This is a genomic window from Chondromyces apiculatus DSM 436 (genome assembly GCF_000601485.1).
Lineage (GTDB): Bacteria > Myxococcota_A > Polyangia > Polyangiales > Polyangiaceae > Chondromyces > Chondromyces apiculatus.
This window is the reverse complement of sequence record NZ_ASRX01000086.1, coordinates 1-20,602: the sequence shown is the minus strand read 5'-3', so window position 1 is coordinate 20,602 and position 20,602 is coordinate 1. Positions and strand designations below refer to the sequence as shown.

The window sequence follows — 20,602 nt, the reverse complement described above, 5'->3', positions numbered from 1 at the left end:
TCCGAGGCCGTAGCACGGCCTCACGCCGCCGACCAAACCCGCGCCGTGAAGTCGCTGCGCCAAGGCGGGTTCATGTATCTTCGTGCGTCATGCGGCGCACTTTGCATCTCCCCACCCTGGCCCTCTTGCTCCTCGCCACGTTCGCCTCCACCTCCTCGGGATGTTCCTGCGGAGGCGAGGACGAAGGAACGAGCGGGGACACGCCCACCGGCACGGGAGGTGGAGGCGCGGGAGGCTCCGGCGCCAGCTCCGCCGGGGGCAACGGCAGCGGGGGCAACGGCGGCGAGGGGGGCAGCGGCGGCGGCACCGGGGAAGCCTGCATCTTCATCCCTCCGGCGAGCGCGTTCAGCCCGGCGGTGGAGTGTGCGTGGAACGAGCCGGCGCCGGCCGGGCCTTACGCGGACCGGGACGACGTGGTGATGACGCCGGTGGTCATCAACCTGACCGACGACAACGGCGACGATCAGGTCGACACCAGCGACATCCCCGACATCGCCTTCATCGCCTACCGCTTCCAGGAGGACGGCTGCTGCAACCAGAACGGCGCGCTCCGCGTGCTGTCGGGCGCCTGCAACGCCGACGGCACCATGACCGAGCACTTCGCCGTCGGCGCCCCCGAGATCGAGGCACAGACCGGCGAGCAGGGGGTGTGGCTCGACAACTCGGGCGGCCTCGCGGCGGGCGACATCGACGCCGACGGCTCTCCGGACCTCGTGGCCACCCTCGTCAACGGGGGCACCATCGCCTTCGAGCGCGACGGGACCGTGAAGTGGATCAACCGCATGCACCCCTCCAAGCAGGAGCGCAGCCACCTCGCCGGCACGACGCCCGCGCTGGCCGACATCGATCACGACGGCGCGCCCGAGGTCATCCAGGGCCGCGTGGTCCTGAACGGCGCCGACGGGACGCTCAAGTGGGCGGGGACCGCGGGCGTCGGCATCAACGCCTTCCTCGGGCCGGTGAGCACCGTCGGCGACCCCGACCTCGACGGGAACCTGAACGTGCTCGCCGGCAACACCATGTACGAGATCGACGGCACGCCGATCTGGACCTACGAGTACCCCACCCCCTCCACCGCCGCCAACTGCGGCGCGCCGAACGCCTACCCGTGTGACGGCTTCACCGCCATCGGCAACTTCGACGCCGACGAGCAAGGCGAGATCGTCTCGGTGCGCACGGGCGTGATCTACATCCTCAACCACGACGGCACGCCGCTCCTGGTGAACGACACCCCGGTGCGGATCAACATCCCCCTCCTCAACTGCATCCTGAACGAGGGCGGCCCGCCGACCATCGCGGACTTCGACGGCGACGGCATGGCCGAGATCGGCGTGGCCAGCGCCGACTACTACATCGTCGCCGATCTCGAGTGCCTCGCCACGCCGCTGCCCGCCCAGTGCAGCGATCCCGGCATCCGCTGGAAGAGGCGCAACGACGACTGCAGCTCGCGCTCCACCGGGTCGAGCGTGTTCGACTTCGAGGGCGATGGAAAGGCCGAGGTCGTCTACAACGACGAGTCGTTCTTCCGGGTGATGAGCGGCTCGGACGGCGCGATCCTCCTCGAGGTGCCGAACAACTCCCACACCCGCCTGGAGATGCCGATCGTGGCCGACGTCGACAACGACGGGAACGCCGAGATCATCTTCGTGGAGAACGCCAGCAGCAGCACCTCGGCGGCCACCGACGGCATCCAGATCTGGGGCGACCCCACCGACTCGTGGGTCTCCACCCGCCGCATCTGGAACCAGCACAGCTACCACGTGACCAACGTGAGCGAGACGGGCGCCATCCCCATGAACGAGCCTCCGAACTGGCGCGAGCCCACCGACGCTACGGTGGCGGGCGTCATGAACAACTTCCGCCAGAACCTCCCGAGCTTCGACAGGTTCGCGGCGCCCGACATCACCGTGGCGATGTCGCTGGACATCGGCGGCTGCCCGCAGCACCTCAACCTCGTGGCCAGCGTGTGCAACGAGGGAGCGCTGGTCGTCGGCGCCGGGGTGCAGGTCCGCTACTACGACAACGCCACCCAGACCGAGATCACCTGCGCGAACGGCCCGCAGGCGACGGCTCAGCCCATCGCGCCAGGGGACTGCGAGCCGGTGGTCTGCCACTGGGAAGGTGCCCCCAGCAACGGGTCCATGGTCGACGTGCGCGGCTGCGCCGACAACGAGGGCTACACCTGCGCCGTCAACGCGATGGGCGGGAACAACGAGTGCCGCGAGGAGAACAACGCGGGCGACACGAGCGGCGCGAGCTGCGCAGCGCCCGAGTGAGAAGCTGACCGGAGGGGCGCGTCAGGGCTTCTTCGACGCGCCCCCGTCTCCCTCCTCGAAGAGGAGGTGCAGCGCGCCCGGGATGTCGGACGGCGCGAGCTTGTCCTTGCGCGCGTTGAACTCCGGCAGGGCGGCCTGGTACGCGCTGTCGAGCCGCAACTCCTCGCCCTCCCAGTCCGGCCGCCAGAGCGCCATCGTCTCGCGCCCGAGGTCCAGCACGTCCCGCAGCTCCCCGCGCTCCTTCAGGATCTGGGCGCTCAGTCCGTACATGAGGAGGCCACCCGGGATGGCGCCGAGCGCCGTGGTCGCCACGGGCGGGTAGCAGATCCTCGCCGTCTTCACCCCGAAGCGGCCGCGGATCTCCTGCATCGACTTGCGCTGGAGCACCTTCGCCCCTGCGAGGGGCCCCATCGCGTACACCGGGTCATCGGCCGGGTAGTCGTAGTCGCAGAAGGCCACCACGCTCTCGCCCGGCGCGAGGAGCCCCGCTGCGGCGAGCGGCTCGGCCCAGAGCAGGGTCGAGGTGCCCATGAAGCGGTTGGTGCGCTCGATGTCGGCGTCCGTCGCCACCTCCACCTCGACCAGCCCGAGCTTGCGGATGTTCTCCGGCCTGGAGAAGTCGGGCACCTGCAGCACCGGATCGAACGCCACGTCGAGGTCGCGCACCGTCGTCGTCCCGTGCTCGGCGTATCGCTTGGTCGCCCCTGCCGCGATGCCGTTCACGAGGTGCACGGCGCGGTAGCGCTCCTTGAGCGCCGCCACCACCTCCTCCACCGTCTGGGGACGCGTCGCGTCAGCGTTCCAGAAGCGGGCGTCGACCCCTTCGGCTGCCGCTGCCGCCGTGAGGGCCTGCACGTGGTGGGGGCCGATCTGCATCTTCTCGCTGTCGAGGTGGACCCCGTACACCGCCGCCCGCTCCCCGAAGAGGAGCTGCACCGCCACGGCCCGGGTGATCCCGTTCGACCCGCCCAGCACCAGCACCGCGGCGTCGGGCGCGATCTTCGTCCCCATGGGCTGAACACGCGCGCGGTGTACCCGCAGCAAATCCGCGGCTGCCCTGGCGCCGTGCTCGGAGAGGGCGCCGACCAGAGCGCGGCGATCGACGCCGCCGAGGGGGAGCTTCTTGAAGGTGTCGAGGAGCGTCATCGCGCGACCCTCTAGCGTCCATCGCTCGCCGCCGGAAGCCCCACCTCTGGACTGGGAAGCGTGGTAGATAGGCCGGCCGTGAAGAAGATCCTGATCACCGGGGGCACAGGGTTCATCGGCCGGGCGCTCATCAAGGAGCTGCTCTCCCGTGGAGACGAGGTCATCGTGTTCTCGCGGGACGTGGCGCGGGCGCAGCGGGCGCTGCCCGGCACGCGCGCGGTCGCGTGGGATCCTGACCAGGCGGGCCCCTGGTTCGAGGCCATCGACGGTGTCGACAGCCTCGTGCACCTCGCCGGTGAGCCCATCGCCAAGCGCTGGAACGAGGCCGCACGCCGCGACATCATCCGCAGCCGCGTGGAGACCACGCGCCTGCTCGGCGACGCCATCGCCCGCGCGAAGAAGAAACCCACGTCGTTCATCTGCGCCTCGGCGATCGGCTACTACGGCCCGCAGCCTCCGGAGAAGGTCTTTGACGAGGACGCCCCCGCCGGCGAGGGCTTCCTCGCCGACGTGGTGGTGCGCTGGGAGGAGGCCGCGCAGGTCCTCGCGGCGCAGCAGGGCGTGCGCTCCGTGCAGCTCCGCATCGGCATCGTCGTCGGCGAGGGCGGCGGCGCGCTGGAGAAGATGATCACGCCCTTCCGCCTCTTCGCGGGGGGCCCCATTGGCGACGGCCGCCAGATGATCTCCTGGATCCACGTCGACGACGTCGTGGGCCTCACCCTGCTCGCCATGGAGAACGAGTCCGTGCAGGGCCCCTTCAACGTCGTCGCCCCGAACCCCGTGAATGGCGAGGAGCTCGCCAAGGCCATCGGTCAGGTCCTTGGCCGCCCCTCCTGGCTCCGCGTCCCCGAGGCGGTGGTCCGGCTCGGCCTCGGCGATGCCGCGGAGATCATCACCACCGGCCAGAACGTGCACCCGAAGCGTGCCCTCGAGCTGGGTTACAAGTTCCACTACACCGACGTGGTGACCGCGCTGGAGAGTACCCTCCGCTGAAGCGCTGACCGTGGTGCGTCACGAGCCGTGAAGGCGCGGCTGCCACAGCGCGTCAGCGCGTCATGCGGGTGGCTGCTTCCACGCTGCGCGCACCCCCTCGCATCGGTCACGTTGCCACCCGGTCCATGGGGCCACAAAAAAACAGCGAGCCGCCGGGGGTAGCTGGGAAGTCGACGATTGTCGAGCAGCGTACCCACGGGGGCTCGGACGGCGTCACGTAGCGGCCGGACTGCCCCACCACAGCTCTGGCACCGTGGCGCTCCCCCAAGCGCGCCGTCCCCCTAGATCTAGGCCATCCAGGAGCGTGTGACCGTAGGGGGCCCGAGGATTCGAGGGTGAGGTCATCACCGTATGTCTAGGGCTGTCTCGGAGCGTCAGGAGCGTGATGACGCGAGGCTTCCCCAGCGCCTGACCTGTGGGCCCTGGCGGGATTCACTCCCGACGGGGCGAGGGGACGTGCGTCCCCTCGTGGCGACTCAGACGCTCACACCGCGGTCGTGGAGGATCTCCCGGACGGCTGCCTGCGGGGCTCCGGTGAGTTCGGGGAGTGCTCCGCGGGCCAGGTCGATGAACTTCATCCCCCGGACCTTTTTCAGCGCGTCCACCGCGGCTGCCCGCTCCTCGCTCCCGTCGTGGCGGATGATCCCCAGCAGCAGCTCCGACGCCTCGAAGGTGTCGATCTTGGACAGCGCGCGCACCGCGCTCTGGCGCGTCTGCTGGCTCTGTGCCTCGCGGTACACGCGGGCGAGGGGATCGAAGGCGTGCGGGAACCGCAGCTCTTCCAGGGCCTTCCGCGCCTCGTGCACCACCGTCGGGTCGGCATCGACCAGCGCGTCGCGCACGGTGATGAAGGTGCGCTTGTAGAGGAACCGCGACAGCGCCCGCACCACCGCGCCGCGCACCGACGCTTCCGGCCGTCGGAAGAGGCGCTCGAGCGGCGACAGGATCGTGTACAGCTCGACCGCCGAGAGCTGCTCGGCGAGCGTCGCGTACAGCACGGGCGCGTCGCGTGACGCGCCTCCTTTCTCCTCCTGGGCCTCGATCGCCAGCGCCGTCAGCCGCGCCAGCATCGCCCGCCGCCGCGTCACCTCCGACCACTGGCCCGGGTCCAGCACCACGTCGCCCGTCGCCTGGCTGGCGCTCCCGGCCTGCTCCCACTCCACGAGGTCCACGTGCCACACCTCGGGGAACCCCACCTCGTGGCGGAGCTGCGCCGGCAAGGGGGAGGCATCGATGGTGAGATCCTGCGCCTCCAGGTACCGCGCCCGCGCTTTCCCGTAGTGCTTGCGGCGCGACTCCTCGAGCGGCAGCTCCGACAGGGCCCGGTACACGTCGCCGACCTTGTGGTACTGCCCGGCCTCTCCGAGCGCGATCACCGCGGCGAGCAGGGCGTTCTCGGCGATCTCCGGGGGCGTCCCCCGCCGGAGCGCCATGGTCGACACCTCCTGCCAGAGCCGCGCCTGGGTGAGCATCGCGAAGTTCGCCACCATGGGCAGCCCTTCCTTGCGCGCGTAGGCCGCCATCTCCCGCGACAGCGTCGCCGCGGCCGAGGTCTCTCCCTGCTTCTCGGCCGCGGCCACGGCCTCCTCGTACGACTGCAGCGCGTAGTAGCGCAGGTGGTCTTCCCGCAGGATGCGGATCACGTTCACGTAGCCCTCGAGCACGTGCTCGAACACGCTGCTCTCGCGCCCGATGGCGATCAGCACCTGGTAGCAGTCGAAGGCGCGCTCCCGCTGCCCGATGGTCTCGTACCGGTCCGCGGCCTCTTCCAGGAGGTGCACCGACGAGAACACCGCCTCCCGCGCCGCGGCGGTATCGCCGGTCCGGAGCGAGGTGCGCGCCAGGTTGAAGCGCGACAGCCCTGCCGCGTAGAAGTCGGCCCCCGACGACGACAGGATCTGCGCGAGGCGCGACCAGAGCGCCCGCGCGCGCTCGAAGTCCTGGCCGCGCTCCCGCGCGATCGCCGCCTGCGCCACCAGGCCGGCCTCCTCGTAGGCCTCGGCGGCCTTGGCGTAGAGGCCCTGCTGCCGCGACGCCGAGGTCTCCCGATCGGCCCACGCGAGCAGCGTGCGGGCGCGGTCGATGGGCGGGACGTGCTCCAGGAGGGGCCGCTGCGTCTGCTCCGTCCCGGCGTACCACGCCACCGTGAGCGCCGAGCGCATGTCGCCCTGGAGGGCGAGCACCTCGCGCATCTCGCCCGTGAGCGCGACGTACTCCTCCTCGCGGGCGATGGTGTGCTGCAGGGCCCCCCAGAGCGCGTCGCGGGCGCGCGACAGCTCTCCCCGGGCCCTCGCGGTGCGGGCCTCGTCACGGAGCTCGTAGAGGGGGCGGACGTGCTGACTCACCGCCGCCCAGCCTAGTACATCGCGCCCACGCCTACAGGCCCCTCACGCCATCGGCGAGGGGATGCGCTCCCGGATGCTGTCCTGGTGGAAGTACGGGTATGCGGGGGGGGTCTTGCTCGCCGCGTCGAGCCGCGCCATCTGCGCGGCCGTCAGGCTCCAGCCCAGCGCGCCGAGGTTCTGCCGGAGCTGCCCCTCGTTGCGCGCGCCGATGACCACCGAGCACACGCTGGGCCGCTGGAGGAGCCAGCGCAGGGCCACCTGGGGCACCGCCTTGTCCGTCTCCGCCGCCACCGCCTCGAGCGCGTCGACCACCCGGAACAGGAACTCGTCGTCCACCTTGGGCCCCATCGCGCAGACCTCCTTGCTGTGCAGGCGGGAGCCATCCGGCAGCGGCTGCCCCCGCCGCAGCCTCCCGGTCAGCCGCCCCCACCCGAGGGGGCTCCACACCACCGTCCCCACCTTCTGATCGAGCCCGAGGGGCATCAGCTCCCACTCGAAGTCGCGGCCGATCAGCGAGTAGTACGCCTGGTGCGCCACGTACCGCGGCAGCCCGTACTTCTCCGACACCGCCAGGGACTTCATCAGGTGCCACCCCGAGAAGTTCGAGCAGCCGACGTACCGGATCTTCCCGGCCCGCACCAGGTCGTCGAGCGTTCCCAGCGTCTCCTCCACGGGCGTCAGCGCGTCGAAGATGTGCAGGTAGAACAGGTCGATGTAATCCGTCCGGAGCCGCTTCAGGCTCCCCTCGCAGGCGCGGATCAGGTTGAACCGCGACGAGCCCACGTCGTTCGGGCCTGGCCCGTGACGGAAGGCGGCCTTGGTCGAGAGGATGACCCTGTCGCGCCGCCCCTTGATGGCCTCCCCCAGGATCTCCTCGGAGAGCCCGCCGGAGTACACATCCGCCGTGTCGAACATGGTGAGCCCGGCATCGAGCGACACGTCCAAGAGCCGCTTCGCCTCGGTCACATCGGTGGCGCCGAACTTTCGCGCGGCCTCATCGCCCCTGTTGAACGTGCCCGTCCCGAGCCCCAGCACGGGAACTTTGAACCCCGAGCCCCCTAGCAACCTGTGCTCCATCGTGCGCCGTCCTTTCTTCGCTTCCCCGAAGAGCGCCCGTGGAACCGCCTGCCATGGCGATGTCCCACTTCACTCCCCCCTGGCCACCTTCCTTAGCACGCGGATCGCGTGCTCTCCTTTCAGGGTGGCTGATCTCCGCCCTTATCTTCACGCGGCGCAAGGTGCCAAGGAAGCTCTGACCCCCGCCCTGCGCGCCTTCTTCCTGACCGCCGCGGCGATGTCCCTGCTCGCCCTGATCCTCGCGGCAGCCGCCTATGCCATCGCTGCCGAGGGGGTCGTGCTCCGCGGCGCGCTCGGCGCCCTCGTCGCCCTCGGGGTCTGCACCGCGGCAGGCATCCCTCTGGCATGGAAGCGCGCCCTCGCCGCCGGCATCCTGCAGATCGTGCGCGCGCACCGCCTCGCGGGCACGCTGGTGCGCGCCCTCTTCCAGCGCCTCCTCGGTCTCGACGAGGAGGGAGAGCACGGCTCCCGCGGCGCCCGCGCCGCGCAGGCCATCGAGCAGCTCCCCCTCAACGAGGCAGCGAGCCGCCTCCGGCTCGCCGTCATCCACCAGGTCAAAGCGTCGCCGCAGGGCGGAGGCCTCGGCGGCGCTCTCCGGCGGGCCATCGACAGGACGCTTTTGCGCCTCATCGAGCACCTCACCCTCGCCCGGTTTCGCGAAGAGGCCCACCAGCAGGGCGGCATCGACCTGCTCAAGGTCCGCGACGAACTCGCGACCACCGCCGACGCCTTCATCGCCGACCAGATCGAGGGCGCCGCCCTGAAGACGACGATCCTGCTCGTCGCCCTCGCCACCCTCGCCACCCTCGCCGCAGCCTGCGGCATCGCGCAGATCCCCTTCCGTTGAAGACGATCCGCGCCCGCCGCCTCGTTCAGCGGAGGTTCACTGCGGGGGCGGCACCGAGGTGACCACCGTGAAGTCCGCCGTGTGCGCCCCCGCGTCCACGCGCTGCCCTGGCACCAGCGCGGCCGGGAAGCTCGCCACCTCCCCTTCCGGCGTCACCAGCACTGCCGCCAGGTAGATCCTCGGCAGCGGCCTCCCCCCGGGCGCCACCGACCCGCCCACCCGCGACTCCCAGAGCTGCGGCGAGCCACGCCGGCTGCTGAACAGCAGGAAGTAATACCGCCCCTCTGGCCGCTCCACCGTCTGCTGACCGAACCTCGGCCAGGCGTTGGTCAGCCCGAGCCCGCTGTACACCGCGGCGTTCTGCGGAGCCAGGTTCCCTGCGATCGACACGGGCGCCGACGCTCCATCGGCGGTCACCACGAAGATCTGCCCCGTCTCCTCGTCGTACGCCCCCCGCCCCGCCCCCACGCGCGTGTACGCGAGCAGCTCTCCGTCGTGCGAGAAGGCCGGGTAGATCTCGCCCTCGGGCGTCCCCGACGCGAACGGCAGCGCCGCGGGGGTGCCGAACGTCGGCGCCCCGTCCTTCACGGTCGTCACCGGCACCTGCCACAGATCGAAGCTCGCGCCGGTGTTCTCCGTGGTCCTGCCGTCGACCATCCCCGTGGTCGCCACGTACACGATCCGCCCCCCGTCGGGCGCCATCACCGGCAGCGCGGCCTTGTACGTCGCGTTGCCTGGCACTGGCTCGGGCCCGATCGTCATCGCCGCCGCCGCCGCGTCCACCTGCACCAGCGAAAGCCTCCCGAGCTGCGTCGCGCCACCCGAGAGCGCCACCGCCGTCAGCCACCGCCCCGTCGCATCGCTCCACGCCCCGGCCGACGCTGTCGGCGCTCCCAGCGACGTGCTGGACAGCAACATCGCTCCCGACGCCGAGAGCGCCGGCGACGTCACCGGCCCGCTCGCCATCGGCCTCATCACGTTGATCCGCCAGCTCCCCCCTGTTCCCGGCCGCTGGTACGCCACGTCCTTCCCGTCCGGCGAGACCACGTGGCACCCCACGCACCCCCCGTTCCCGCTCACCAGCGTGCTCGGGTTCGCGCCCACGGCCAGCCGCTCGATGGAGAAGACGCCTCCCGACACGTCCTCGATCTGCCAGAACGTCATGTCTGGCTCCTCCGCCCCCTCCAGGAGCCGCATCGACCCCTCGGCGACCCCGCCGGGCGCCTGCGCGCCGGTGGCCGCGTAGAGCACCCGCCACGACAGCGTCCCGCTCCCCGCCTCGCACCGGACCGCATCCCAGAACGAGTCCGGCGCGTTCACCGTCCACCACGTCCCTTGCACCACGCTGTCGCTGTGCGCGAGCGGGCTCGCCACGGGCCGCCCCACGTACCCCACCGCGAGCTCCCCCGCCTTGAGTTCCAGCCGCACGACTCCCGGCATCGCCGCGGTGTGCACCAGGAAGCGCGGCGACGGCCACCCGCCCGGCAGCACCACGCCCGAGGGCGGATCGAACACGAACGGCGGCGCGAACCCTGGCGTCGCCTCGAACACCGCGGCCTCGGACGGCGTGATGCCCGCCTGGAGCACCTCGTTGGTCGGCGGCGACGGACACCCCCCGACGATGCCGCCACCGAACCCGCTCCCTCCGTTCCCGCCGCTCCCGCCGATGCCTCCTGCACCGCCCACGGCCGCGACACCCCCGCCACCGCCCACGCCTTCCGAGCCACCAGGATCCCGGTCCCCTGCCGCCGAGCATCCGGCAGCCAGACGCAGCCCCCCCGTCACCAGCGCAAGCAGCGGAACCGCCCGAACGATCACGTTCCCCATCACGACAGGATAGGGCCATCTCCCCACCATGGAAACCCGCAGTGAGCCCTCATGTCCGTGGAGCATTCATCCATGTACGACGGGAAGGCCTACTCTGCTGCCCAGCTCCCCTCGGGCAGACCGAGCAGGCGACGCAGCTCCGGTGTCGCCCAGCCATCCCGCACCAATGACACCGATGCGCATGGACTGTGCGGCCCGCTCCTGCACCGGCTCGTCGCCGACCTGCGGCGTCGCCTGCGCGGCAGGTGCGCTGGCGGTGGGCTGTGCGTCCCGCTCTTGCGCCGGGGTTCTCTCCGCGTGCCGGCCCTCCCTCACCCCGAGGTCCCCTGGAAGCCACCGAGCCAGGCCCGCGCCGCCTCGCGGGTCTCGAAGAGCCTGAAGAAGTCCCCCCGCCGCTCCTCGGCCACCATCTCTCCGAACCGGCTACTCCACGGAGGATCCCCTGCACGCCACACGACCGCGAGCCTGATTCCGTAATTCCTCAGCTTCTGCAGCAGCGCCCCTACCTGCCCCGAGCTGAGGTCGAAGAAGTCCTCCGTCAAGTTCGACGCATACAGGAGCACCACATCCGCCTTGGCGGAGAAGCAAGCCTCCAGCACCCGGTCCACATCCTTGAGGCTCGCCACGAACTGCTTCTCCGGCGCCCCCTCCACCACCGCGACGCCATCCTCGGCGACCACCTCCAGCTCCGTGTCTTCCTCGCGTCGTTCCATCGCCTCATCCTAGTCCTGCGTGACCTGGATCCGTGATCGATGTCTCATGGCCCCGCCGCTGGCGAGTGCATCGATCACACGGGAGAATACGACATGAGCACATTTCACCCTGAGCTGGCCCTCCTCGCGCGCTTCTTGCCCCGCTTCTCGTTCGGCCCTCGGTTCGTGAAGGTCACGCGCCGGCTCCGTGGAGGGATGCGCGCGCCGCGCAGCACACCGGGCGTGCGCGCGTCCCTCCGTGACATCCCGGGGGCCCAGACAGCGCGCGTCTTCGTGCCCGAGGGCGCCACGCGACCGATGCCGGCGGTGCTGTGGATCCATGGCGGTGGCTTCATCATGGGCTCTCCTGCCCCTGATGACGCCATGGCGGCGACGTTCGCGCGCGAGCTGGGCGTGACGGTCATCGCGCCGTCGTATCGCCTCGCGCCCGAGCATCCGTTCCCCGCGGCCATGGACGACCTGTACGCGACGCTCACGTGGCTCCACGCGAACGCCGAGGCCCTGAACGTGCGGGCGGATCGGATCGTCATCGCGGGCGCGAGCGCCGGTGGTGGGCTCGCGGCCGGGCTCACGCTCCTGGCGCGCGATCGGAAGGAGATCCCCGTCGCCTTCCAGCTCCTCGTGTATCCGATGCTCGACGACCGGACGGTGAACAGGACCATCGACGGCGCGAATCACCGCATCTGGAGCGCGGAGAGCAACCGGTTCGGATGGACGTCGTACCTCGGACGCGAGCCCGGCGCGGACGACGTGCCGCCGTACGCCGCCCCTGCGCGCGCCGAGTCGCTCGCAGGCCTGCCGCCCACCTGGATCGGCGTGGGAACCTTCGACCTCTTCCACGACGAGGACATCGCTTACGCGGAGCGCCTCAAGGCTGCCGGCGTCCCCGTCGAGGTGGAGATCATCCCCGGCGTCTTTCACGGCTTCGACAGGTTGCAGCACATGAACGTCGCGAAGGCCTTCCGCACGAGCCAGGTCGCGGCGCTGCGGCGCGCGCTTGCATGAAGGACCCCTCGGCCCTCTCAGCCCAGCGCGACGGCGGGTTCCGGGTTGGCCTCCAGCCATGTCACGGCGAGGCCTGCTCGGCGTAGAGCGCCAGCAGATCCTCGCCCATTGCCTTGAGCTTTGCCCGCAACTGCTCCGGCGCAATCACCTGCGCCGCTCGGCCCAGCGTCAAGAGCTGCCCGATGGCGATCGACTCTCGCTCGAAATCGAGCGTCACCGTCTTCCATCCGTCCTCGCCCAGCGGGGCCTCCGCCATGCGCGCCTGATCGGCGGCGGAGCGCACCTTGCCGAGCGCCTCCTCCCTCTCGCCGCGGAGGCGCAGCGTCACCTCGTACGACGCCCGCTTCTCCGCGAACTGCTGGCAGTACCCCTTCCAGAACGCCGGCAGATCGAACGCCTCCGGCCGCACGAACCGCTCCGGCAGCACCCGGGTCCCCTCCACCCGCGCCCCCCGGAACACCGCCGTCCCCTTCGGCGTCCCCGCCACCAGGTACCAGCGCTCCGCCTTGATCACGAGCCCGTAGGGCTCCACCACCCGCGCGCTCTCCGCCCCCTCGAAGTCCCGGTATGAAAGCTCCACCTTCCGGTCCTGCCACACCGCGTCCCGCAGCACCGCGAGCTGCGGCACCTCTTCCCGCTCCTGGAACCACGACGACCCGTCCACGTGCAGCCGCTGCCGCGCGTGCTCCGCGTCCGGCTGCTGCGCCGCTGGCAGCGCCGCCGCGAGCTTCATCAGCCCGCTCTCCAGCGCCGCCGCGAGGCCGATGTCGTCGAGCGCTCCCGGCGTCGCGACCGCCGCGAGCGCCTCCACCTCCGCCCGGGTCAGGCCGGTCAGGGTGGTGCGCCACCCCTCCATCAGCGCGACACCGCCGTTCGGGCCGCGGCTCGCGTAGACAGGCACGCCTGCCCCCGACAGCGCCTCCAGGTCGCGGTAGATGGTCCTCGCCGACACCTCCAGGCGCCGCGCGAGATCCGCGGCCGTGAGCCGCGTCCGGCTCTGGAGCAGCATCAACAGGCTCAGCAACCGATCGGCGCGCATGGTCTGCGCACCCTGCCACAGGAGCCCTGCCCTCGCTCCCTCAAGTCGCCTGCGCGCCCGCCCCCCGTCCGTGCATGGAGGAGCACCACGTCCGCCCTGGCGGAGAAGCAGGCCTCCAGCGCCCGGTCCACAGCCTCAGGTGGCGCCGCCGTGGATCGTTTCCCGCTGCCGGAGCGGCGCGTGGCTGGCCCCGCGGATGCGGGCCAGGATCTCGGACGCGATGGACAGGGCGATCTCCTCCGGGGTCTCTGCGCCGAGATCGAGGCCGATCGGCGCGTGAACCCGCGGATCCGCGAGCAGACCGTGCGACACCTCGGCCGCGAGCGAGGCGGTCCGGTGGCGTGGACCGAGAACGCCGATGTAGACCGCGCGCGACGCGAGGGCCGCCCTCAGCGCCTCGCGATCGCGCGACAGGCTGTGCCCCATGACCACGGCCATCGCGCGGTGACTCGCGTCCACGCGCCCCCGGACGACCTCGAGATCGCTCTCCACCACCGCCCCGGCGGCGACCAGGTGCGCACGGTTCCCCAGGGAGTCGGGGGCGCCCCACACGGTCACCCGCCACCCAAGGTGCCGGGCCATCGTCACGAGCGGAAGCACGTCGGGGCCCTCCCCGAAGATGAAGACGTGCGGAGCCGGCAGGATCGGCTCGACGAGTACGTCGACGACCCCTTGGTCCGTCGCGAGTTCGAGGCACGCAGCGCGCTCCGTTGCGAGCACCTTCGCGCTGGCGGACGCCATGGCGTCGAGAAGACCGGGCGCGCGCGGGTGTCCTGGGTGTGAGGCCTCGGCGAGCGAGCCTCCCCTCAGCGCCCAGCGTGCTCCAAGCGGAATGCTGCGGTCCGTCGTCTGAAAGACGGTGGCCAGGGCCGCGGCTTGATCGGACGAGAGCACGCCTGTGAGCAGGGCGAGCGGGTCGTCCTCGGCGCCGGCCGTCCCTTGCTCGAGCAGCACCTCCACGATGCCGCCGCAGCCGAGCACGGGCTCACCCTCGTCCAGGTCTTGCGAGTCGTACCGGACGAGCACGGGCCCATGGCGCGCGCGCCAGAAGCCCGTGCGGAGGAGATCCCTTTCGAGGCAACCTCCGCTGATGGTGCCCGCCAGGCGCCCCTCTGCCGTGGCGATCAGCCTGGCGCCTGGACGGCGGTACGACGAGCCCTGAACGCGCACCACCGTGGCCATCAGGAACGGCTCGCGGCGCGCGCGCAGGGTCGCAGCAGCAGAGGCAATCGCGGCGGCATCCTTCATGGCGGGCAAGCACCTCCCAGCGGCACTCGGGTTCGGAATGCGCGGCCTTGCCGTCAGCGAGACGCGGTCGCGTCACCCGGGCATGGCGCGCCCGCGCCCGCCCACGTCTCCCATGCGGCGAGGAACCGATCGCGCGGGACCGACACGGGCGCGCGCCCGAACCCCGGTGCCCAGCCCCAGACGACGAGCGGGTCGTCGAGGTGGGTGCGCAGCGCGGGCATGTCCTTTCCGCCGTTGCGCGCGGGGTCTTTGATCTGCTCGCAGAGCGCGCGCGGCGTGAGGCCCACGAACACGAGCTTCAGGTCCTCCGTGGGCATGTGCCAGCCCTTCACGTTCCCGGGCGGCACGTGCGCGCCGAATGCGCTCGGAGGGTTCGCGGGGCCGTGGCACGTCGTGCACTCTGCACCGATGTTTCCGTGGCCGTCCTTGCCGCGAAGCACGTTCTGCGCGTGCACGTGGCTGTCGTCGCCCTGGAGAGGCGCGTCACCGGCGGGGTGGCAGTTCTGGCAGCGCGGATGTTGAAACACCTCGCGCACGGTCTCGAACGCAGCGAGCCCCGCGGCGTTCGGCGCGACAGGGCTGACGGCGGGCGGGTGATTGTCGCCGCACGCGGGGAGCGAGAAGGCGACGCAGAGCGGGAGAACCAGACGTTTCATGGAGGTGCTCATGCGAGGCGAAGAGGGAGGGATCGAAGACGTTTCTGCGTGAGCGCGAACACCGCGTTGGCGACGGCGGGCGCGATCGGCGCGGTCGCAGGCTCCCCGATGCCGCCCATCGGCGCGCCGCTCTGGATGATGTGCACGCTGACCTTCGGCATCTCGAACATGCGGAGCGGCGGATAATCGTGGAAGTTGCTCTCTTGCACCTGCCCGTCTTTCAGCGTGAGCTTTCCGTAGAGGGCCGCCGTGAGGCCGTACACGACGGAGCCCTGGATCTGCGCTTCGACCCCGAGCGGATTCACCGCAGAGCCGCAGTCCACGGCGCACGTGACCTCGTGAACCTTGATGCGCCCTTCGGTGATGGAGACCTCCGCCACCTCGGCGACGATGCTGCCGAACGATTCATGCACGGCGAGGCCACGCGCGCGCCCCTCAGGCGCAGGCTTCTCCCAGCCTGCCTTCTCCGCCGCGAGCTTGAGCGCGGCCGCGAAGCGAGGGCTGTGGTCGAGCAGCGCCAGCCTGTACTCGAGCGGGTCGCGCTTCGCCGCGTGCGCGAGCTCGTCGATCATGCCCTCTATCGCGAATGCGGTGTGCGTGTTCCCGACGGACCGCCACCAGAGGACGGTGACGGGCGTCTTCATCGTATGGAGCGAGACGCGTTTCGCGCTCACCCGTTCGAGGTAGGGCGACTCGGCGAGGCCTTCGACGGACGTGTTGTCGATCCCGTCTTTCACGCCGAACCCTTCGAACGGCGTCCCCTTGAGGATCGACTGGCCGACGACGACGTGGTCCCACGCCGAAGGATTGCCCTTGGCGTCGGTTGCGACCTGCATGCGGTGCACGTACGCCGGCCGGTAGTATCCCCCGCGAATGTCGTCCTCGCGCGTCCATACCACCTTCACGGGGACGCCTGCCGCCTTGGCGACGGTCACGGCCTCCGCGACGAAGTCGGACCGAGGGTTCGCGCGCCGACCGAAGCCGCCGCCGAGGAACGTGGTGTGGATCTGCACCTTGTCGATCGTGGTGCCGAGGATGGTCGCGGCGGCCTTCTGGTCGACGGTCTGAAACTGCGTCCCCGTCCAGATCTCGCAGCGATCGCCGTCGATCTTCACGGTGCAGTTGAGCGGTTCCATCGGCGCGTGCGCGAGGTACGGCAACTCGTATTCGGACGAGAACCTGGTGGTCGCAGAGGAGAGCGCGGCTGCTGCATCGCCGACGGAAGCGACCGTCGTGCCTGGCTCCTGCGCTTTCTTCCGGTACTCGGCGAGCAGCACGTCGGAGTTCACCCCGCCGCCTTCAGGCTTTTGCCACTCGGCGACGAGCGCGTCGCGCCCGAGCTTCGCCGCCCAGAAGTGCTTCGCCACGACGGCGACCCCGTCCCCCGCCGGGACGACCTTCTCGACGCCCGGAACCTTCAGGGCCGCGGCGCCGTCGAAGCGGACGAGCTTCGCCCCGAACGCAGGGGGGCGAAGGATGACCGCCGTGCGCAGATCGGGGAGCGTGACGTCGATGCCGAACGTCGCCTTGCCCGTGATCTTGTCGAGCGAGTCGAGCCTTCGCATCGGCTTGCCGATCAGCTTCCAGGCCTGCGGCTCCTTGAGCTTCACGCTCGCGGGAGGCGGGAGCTTCATCGCAGCCTCCGCGACCTCGCCGTACCGCAGCTTCTGCTTTCCGTTGAGGATGACCCCCTTCTCGACGACGAGCTTGTTCGCGGGCACCTTCCACCGCGCCGCGGCCGCGCGGAGGAGCATGTCCTTCGCCGCCGCGCCGACCTGGCGGTAGCGCTCGAACTCGCCGCGCGTGGTCGACGAACCGCCCGTCATCTGAATCCCGCCCGCCGGACCGATGTACACCGCCGCAGCGGGCGCATGCTCCGATCGCACCTTCGCCCAGTCGCACTCGAGTTCTTCGGCGATGAGCATCGCGAGCGTCGTCCAGATGCCCTGGCCCATCTCCGAGTGCGCGATCACCACCGTCACCGTGTCGTCCGGCGCGATGCGCACGAATGCGTTCGGAGGAGGGAGCGCTTTCGGTTGCACAGGCGCCGCGCGCGCGATCTGCTCCGGCACGTAGAACGAGAGCACCAGCCCCGCGAGCGAGGCGCCCGCGCCGCGCATGAAGCCGCGACGCGAGATCTGTGTGTCACGCGGTCGGTTCATCGGTTACCTCGCTTCAGGCGCGACGCGAGATGAATCGCCTCGCGGACGCGGTTGTACGTGCCGCAGCGGCAGACGATGCCGGACATCCCCGCGTCGATGTCGGCGTCCGTCGGATCCGGCCTCTTCTCCAGGAGCGCAACGGCCGTCATGATCTGCCCGGACTGGCAGTATCCGCACTGCACGACGTCCGCTTCGACCCACGCCCGCTGCACGGGATGTGAGCCGTCGCTGGAGATGCCTTCGATCGTGGTGACCTTGCGCGCCCCGACCGCCGAGACCGGGAGCACGCAGGAACGCACCGGTTGCCCGTCGAGATGCACGGTGCAGGCGCCGCACTGGGCCATGCCGCACCCGAACTTCGTCCCCGGGAGCCCCGCGAGATCGCGGATGACCCAGAGGAGCGGCATGTCGGGTGGCGCGTCGATGTCGCGCACGACCCCGTTGATGTCGAGCTTCATGCGGCACTCCAAGCTTGAATCGTCTGCATGTCGTTGGTCCTCCCTGGTGGCGACCGGATCCCGTGTGGGTCACTCTCGAAGGCACGCCTCATGCGCGGAAGATGCGCGGAAGATGCGCGAACGGATGCGCGGGCGGATGCGCGAGCGACGCCCTCGTGGCATCGCGATGTAGGTCATGCCTGGCGCCTCATCGTTCCGTCGATCACGGGCGGTCGGTCGCTCCAGCGCCTCCGGATGCCAGGCCCCTTACATCGTGGTCTTCGCACCGTGCTCTTCAAGGCAGCGCAGTTGATGTCATAGAGATCGCCGGGCGTCAATTCGACCTCAGCGGCGCCATTGTTCGCGTCGAATGGCGCTGCGGATGTCGGAGGCGGCGAAGGTAGCCTAGAATCCAGGCGCCCTCATGTCCGGGAAGCCGTAGCGGCCGGGCACGACGAGAGCAGGAGCCGCAGATGTCCGGACCGCCGAAGAACCTCAGGATTGCTCGGTGTGCATGTGGGAGCGTCGAATTCGAAGCGGTCGGCGCTCCCATCCTGTGCGCCGCCTGCTACTGCGATGATTGCCAGGAAGGTGCCCGTCGGATCGAAGCCTTGCCGGGTGCTTCTCCCGTCCAGGGCCCCGACGGCGGGACCGAGTTCGTCCTCTACCGAAAGGATCGCGCCCGGTGCACGAAGGGGTCCCAGCTCTTGAAGCGCCACAAGCTCAGGGAGAAGTCAGCCACGAACCGCGTCGTCGCCACCTGCTGCAACGCGGCCATGGTCCTCGACTTCGACGACTCGAAGCACTGGGTCTCGATGTACCGGGCGCGCTTCCAGGGAGACGCTCCGCCCCTGGAGGTACGTGTCTGCACGAAGTTCAAGCCGGAGAGCAGCGTGCTTCCGGACGACGTGCCCAGTCATTCGATGTATCCCTTCAAGTTCGTGACGAAGCTCATTGCTGCCAGGATCGCCATGCTGTTCCAGCGATGAGGCGCGCCCTGGCCCGCGCCAGGGCAGTGAAAGACCCATGTCGTCCCTCGGCCCCCGGCCCGCCATGACCTTTCGACCTGGTCGCTCCGAACCCGATCCGACGGATCGCTGCTACCATTCTGGCGCGCGCTCCAGGAGACGATTGCCTGAGGGCGGAGAGCGCGGCACTTGGTGAGAAGGCGACGGCGATGACGACCCTGGCCATGATGCCCACGGTTGCGACCTGCTGAGGCACGCATATGCTCGGAACCACACCCTGGGACAGCCGGCCGAGAAGCAGCAGCGCCCAGGGTGGCGACGGGAGCGCATGCCGAAGATCCCTGCCGCGCCCTTCTTCACGCTTCCGCCGGACTGGCTCTGTGAAGTCCTCTCCCCTCAACCTCGACCCACGACCGCCTCCGGAAGATGCCGGTCTACGCTCGGGCCGGGGTGACGTGGCTGTGGCTCCTCGACCCTCTCGCGAGGTCCTTGGAGGTGTTTCACCTTCTCGATCGGAAGCGCTACGCACAGGAGCAGACGTTCGTCGATGGCGAGGTGGTACGCGCCAGCCCCTTCGACACCATCGAGCTGGACCTCACCGCCATCTGGGATGCCCTCGCGCCGGATGAGGGGTGAGAGGCTGGCGCGGATGGCGTCACCAGGCCCAGACCCACAGCCGAACGAAGTCCCACGTAGCGTACGGGGCATTGTGATCGCCAGCGGCGACGCACACCTGCCACATCCCTGAGGCTGGTTCGTCGAGAGGCGCCGAGCACTCCTCGGGAGGGTCTATGAAGCCGTCGCGACAGACGGCCGGCGGGTCGCCGCTGCCACCTTGGCCGCCAGAGCCACCCCTCCGCGGCGGTTGGGGGTTTGCCTCCCCACCCGTTTCCACAGGGACAAGACCTCCGACGGTCGCCTCCCCAACCGTTTCCGCGGTGGAAATACCTCCGTTGGATCGTCGGCTCCCGACGTCTCCCTCTCCCACTCCTCGTGAGTCGCCGTGACGTCCCTCACCCGACGCTCGTCTGTCGCGACCAGCAAGGCATTCCCCAACCCGGCCGGTGCATGCGCCCCAGGTCCACGCATCCAGCTCCGGCTCGATGCCGGTTATCGGCCCACGACTGAGATGGACGGCCGCGGGCGCGGAGTGGTAGCCGTGGAATCGGTTGGCGAAGGGTGGCGGACGAACAACGAGACCATGAGGAGGTCGGGGAAGCATCACCTGCCCCCGACTATGCGCGAATGGCGGGAGGATCTGGCGGCTACTGGAAAGAGGGGCTCACCATCCTGGCGATCGGCACGGCAGCGCTCCTCCTCTTCGTGTTCGTGGATGAGCATTCGCCCACGTGGCTCCGCACGAGCGTCGGTGTCCTCGTCATCGCCGCCACCGTGGCGCCAGTCCTGCCTTTTCTGGCGCTCATCCCGTGGCATTTCATCGCCCGGCATCGCGGCCTCATCGGTTCGAGCCGCATTCCCTGCGTCGTGTCGCTCTCGCAAGAGGTCATCCATGTCACGCGAGGAAACAAGCTCACGACCCACGCGCTGACCACCATCGCTCGCGCCCGCTTCGCGCAGAATGACAACTGGACCGAATCGAAGATGCTGGAGGACGCGCTGGGGCTCTTCACTTCGAATGGACGCGAGATCGAGCGGCTGCCCAGATCGGCGACCGGCTTCGATAAACTGCTGGTCGAGCTGGGCGCGCGCGACATCCCCATCGAATACGTCTACGTGAGCGCACCGGCCGTGCTCGATTGAGCGACCACCCACGCATAGCTATCCGCCCCCTACCTCGCCCCCCAGAGCCAACCGCAACCTCCCCACCCCACGCTGCCCTCCCCCACCCCACGCTGCCCTCCC

At 70.1% G+C, this 20,602-nt stretch carries 16 protein-coding genes and 2 pseudogenes; 8 read left to right on the top strand and 10 right to left on the bottom strand.

The window, feature by feature from the left end; all coding sequences use genetic code 11:
• Positions 1–89: 89 nt before the first annotated feature.
• Positions 90–2,276, top strand: coding sequence for an FG-GAP repeat domain-containing protein (locus tag CAP_RS37250; RefSeq protein WP_156041489.1), 2,187 nt, complete (start codon positions 90–92; stop codon positions 2,274–2,276).
• Between the two features lie 21 nt (positions 2,277–2,297).
• Here the strand turns inward: CAP_RS37250 and CAP_RS37245 are convergent, their stop codons facing one another.
• The gene (locus tag CAP_RS37245; RefSeq protein ID WP_044249787.1) at positions 2,298–3,422 is read right to left on the bottom strand and encodes a hypothetical protein; all 1,125 of its coding nucleotides are present in this window, start codon (positions 3,420–3,422) and stop codon (positions 2,298–2,300) included.
• Between the two features lie 78 nt (positions 3,423–3,500).
• On the opposite strand from CAP_RS37245, the gene CAP_RS37240 reads away from it, so the two are divergent.
• Positions 3,501–4,415: a TIGR01777 family oxidoreductase gene (locus CAP_RS37240; protein WP_052376665.1), complete on the top strand. Its 915-nt coding sequence runs from the start codon at positions 3,501–3,503 to the stop codon at positions 4,413–4,415.
• 476 nt (positions 4,416–4,891) lie between these two features.
• Here the strand turns inward: CAP_RS37240 and CAP_RS37235 are convergent, their stop codons facing one another.
• The gene (locus CAP_RS37235; protein ID WP_044249784.1) at positions 4,892–6,760 is read right to left on the bottom strand and encodes a HEAT repeat domain-containing protein; all 1,869 of its coding nucleotides are present in this window, start codon (positions 6,758–6,760) and stop codon (positions 4,892–4,894) included.
• 42 nt (positions 6,761–6,802) lie between these two features.
• On the bottom strand, positions 6,803–7,837 hold the full coding sequence (locus CAP_RS37230) for an aldo/keto reductase (protein WP_044249782.1): 1,035 nt from the start codon (positions 7,835–7,837) through the stop codon (positions 6,803–6,805).
• A gap of 124 nt (positions 7,838–7,961) precedes the next feature.
• Here CAP_RS37230 and CAP_RS37225 point away from each other — a divergent pair, with 124 nt between their 5' ends.
• Entirely contained in the window at positions 7,962–8,684 is a 723-nt protein-coding gene (locus tag CAP_RS37225; protein ID WP_044249781.1) for a hypothetical protein, read from the top strand.
• A gap of 36 nt (positions 8,685–8,720) precedes the next feature.
• Here the strand turns inward: CAP_RS37225 and CAP_RS37220 are convergent, their stop codons facing one another.
• On the bottom strand, positions 8,721–10,511 hold the full coding sequence (locus tag CAP_RS37220; RefSeq protein WP_044249779.1) for a TolB family protein: 1,791 nt from the start codon (positions 10,509–10,511) through the stop codon (positions 8,721–8,723).
• A 311-nt stretch (positions 10,512–10,822) separates the two neighbouring features.
• On the bottom strand, positions 10,823–11,224 hold the full coding sequence (locus CAP_RS37215; protein WP_081865668.1) for a DUF4180 domain-containing protein: 402 nt from the start codon (positions 11,222–11,224) through the stop codon (positions 10,823–10,825).
• A gap of 93 nt (positions 11,225–11,317) precedes the next feature.
• Between CAP_RS37215 and CAP_RS37210 the strand changes: the two genes are divergently transcribed.
• Entirely contained in the window at positions 11,318–12,229 is a 912-nt protein-coding gene (locus CAP_RS37210) for an alpha/beta hydrolase (RefSeq protein ID WP_044249836.1), read from the top strand.
• 61 nt (positions 12,230–12,290) lie between these two features.
• Here the strand turns inward: CAP_RS37210 and CAP_RS37205 are convergent, their stop codons facing one another.
• The 5 genes from CAP_RS37205 to CAP_RS37185 form a co-directional block, all read right to left on the bottom strand.
• Entirely contained in the window at positions 12,291–13,268 is a 978-nt protein-coding gene (locus CAP_RS37205) for a helix-turn-helix transcriptional regulator (protein WP_044249777.1), read from the bottom strand.
• A gap of 135 nt (positions 13,269–13,403) precedes the next feature.
• Positions 13,404–14,516, bottom strand: coding sequence for an XdhC family protein (locus tag CAP_RS37200; protein ID WP_044249775.1), 1,113 nt, complete (start codon positions 14,514–14,516; stop codon positions 13,404–13,406).
• 53 nt (positions 14,517–14,569) lie between these two features.
• Entirely contained in the window at positions 14,570–15,172 is a 603-nt protein-coding gene (locus tag CAP_RS37195) for a hypothetical protein (RefSeq protein WP_044249835.1), read from the bottom strand.
• Positions 15,173–15,180: 8 nt separating this feature from the next.
• Positions 15,181–17,334 carry a xanthine dehydrogenase family protein molybdopterin-binding subunit gene (locus tag CAP_RS37190; RefSeq protein WP_044249773.1) on the bottom strand — a complete coding sequence of 718 codons (2,154 nt, stop codon included), beginning with the start codon at positions 17,332–17,334 and terminating at the stop codon, positions 15,181–15,183.
• A complete protein-coding gene (locus CAP_RS37185; protein WP_044249771.1) occupies positions 17,331–17,792 on the bottom strand; it encodes a (2Fe-2S)-binding protein in 462 nt (153 codons plus the stop codon). Before CAP_RS37185 ends, CAP_RS37190 begins: the two co-directional genes overlap by 4 nt.
• A 452-nt stretch (positions 17,793–18,244) precedes the next feature.
• On the opposite strand from CAP_RS37185, the pseudogene CAP_RS56070 reads away from it, so the two are divergent.
• The 4 genes and pseudogenes from CAP_RS56070 to CAP_RS37170 form a co-directional block, all read left to right on the top strand.
• Positions 18,245–18,349 (top strand): annotated as a pseudogene (locus CAP_RS56070) (GFA family protein); the annotation flags it as partial.
• Positions 18,350–18,382: 33 nt separating this feature from the next.
• Positions 18,383–18,760 carry a hypothetical protein gene (locus CAP_RS37180; protein ID WP_231511928.1) on the top strand — a complete coding sequence of 126 codons (378 nt, stop codon included), beginning with the start codon at positions 18,383–18,385 and terminating at the stop codon, positions 18,758–18,760.
• A gap of 384 nt (positions 18,761–19,144) precedes the next feature.
• Positions 19,145–19,375 (top strand): annotated as a pseudogene (locus CAP_RS46425) (Uma2 family endonuclease); the annotation flags it as partial.
• A gap of 609 nt (positions 19,376–19,984) precedes the next feature.
• Positions 19,985–20,500, top strand: coding sequence for a hypothetical protein (locus CAP_RS37170; RefSeq protein ID WP_044249767.1), 516 nt, complete (start codon positions 19,985–19,987; stop codon positions 20,498–20,500).
• Positions 20,501–20,602: the final 102 nt, after the last annotated feature.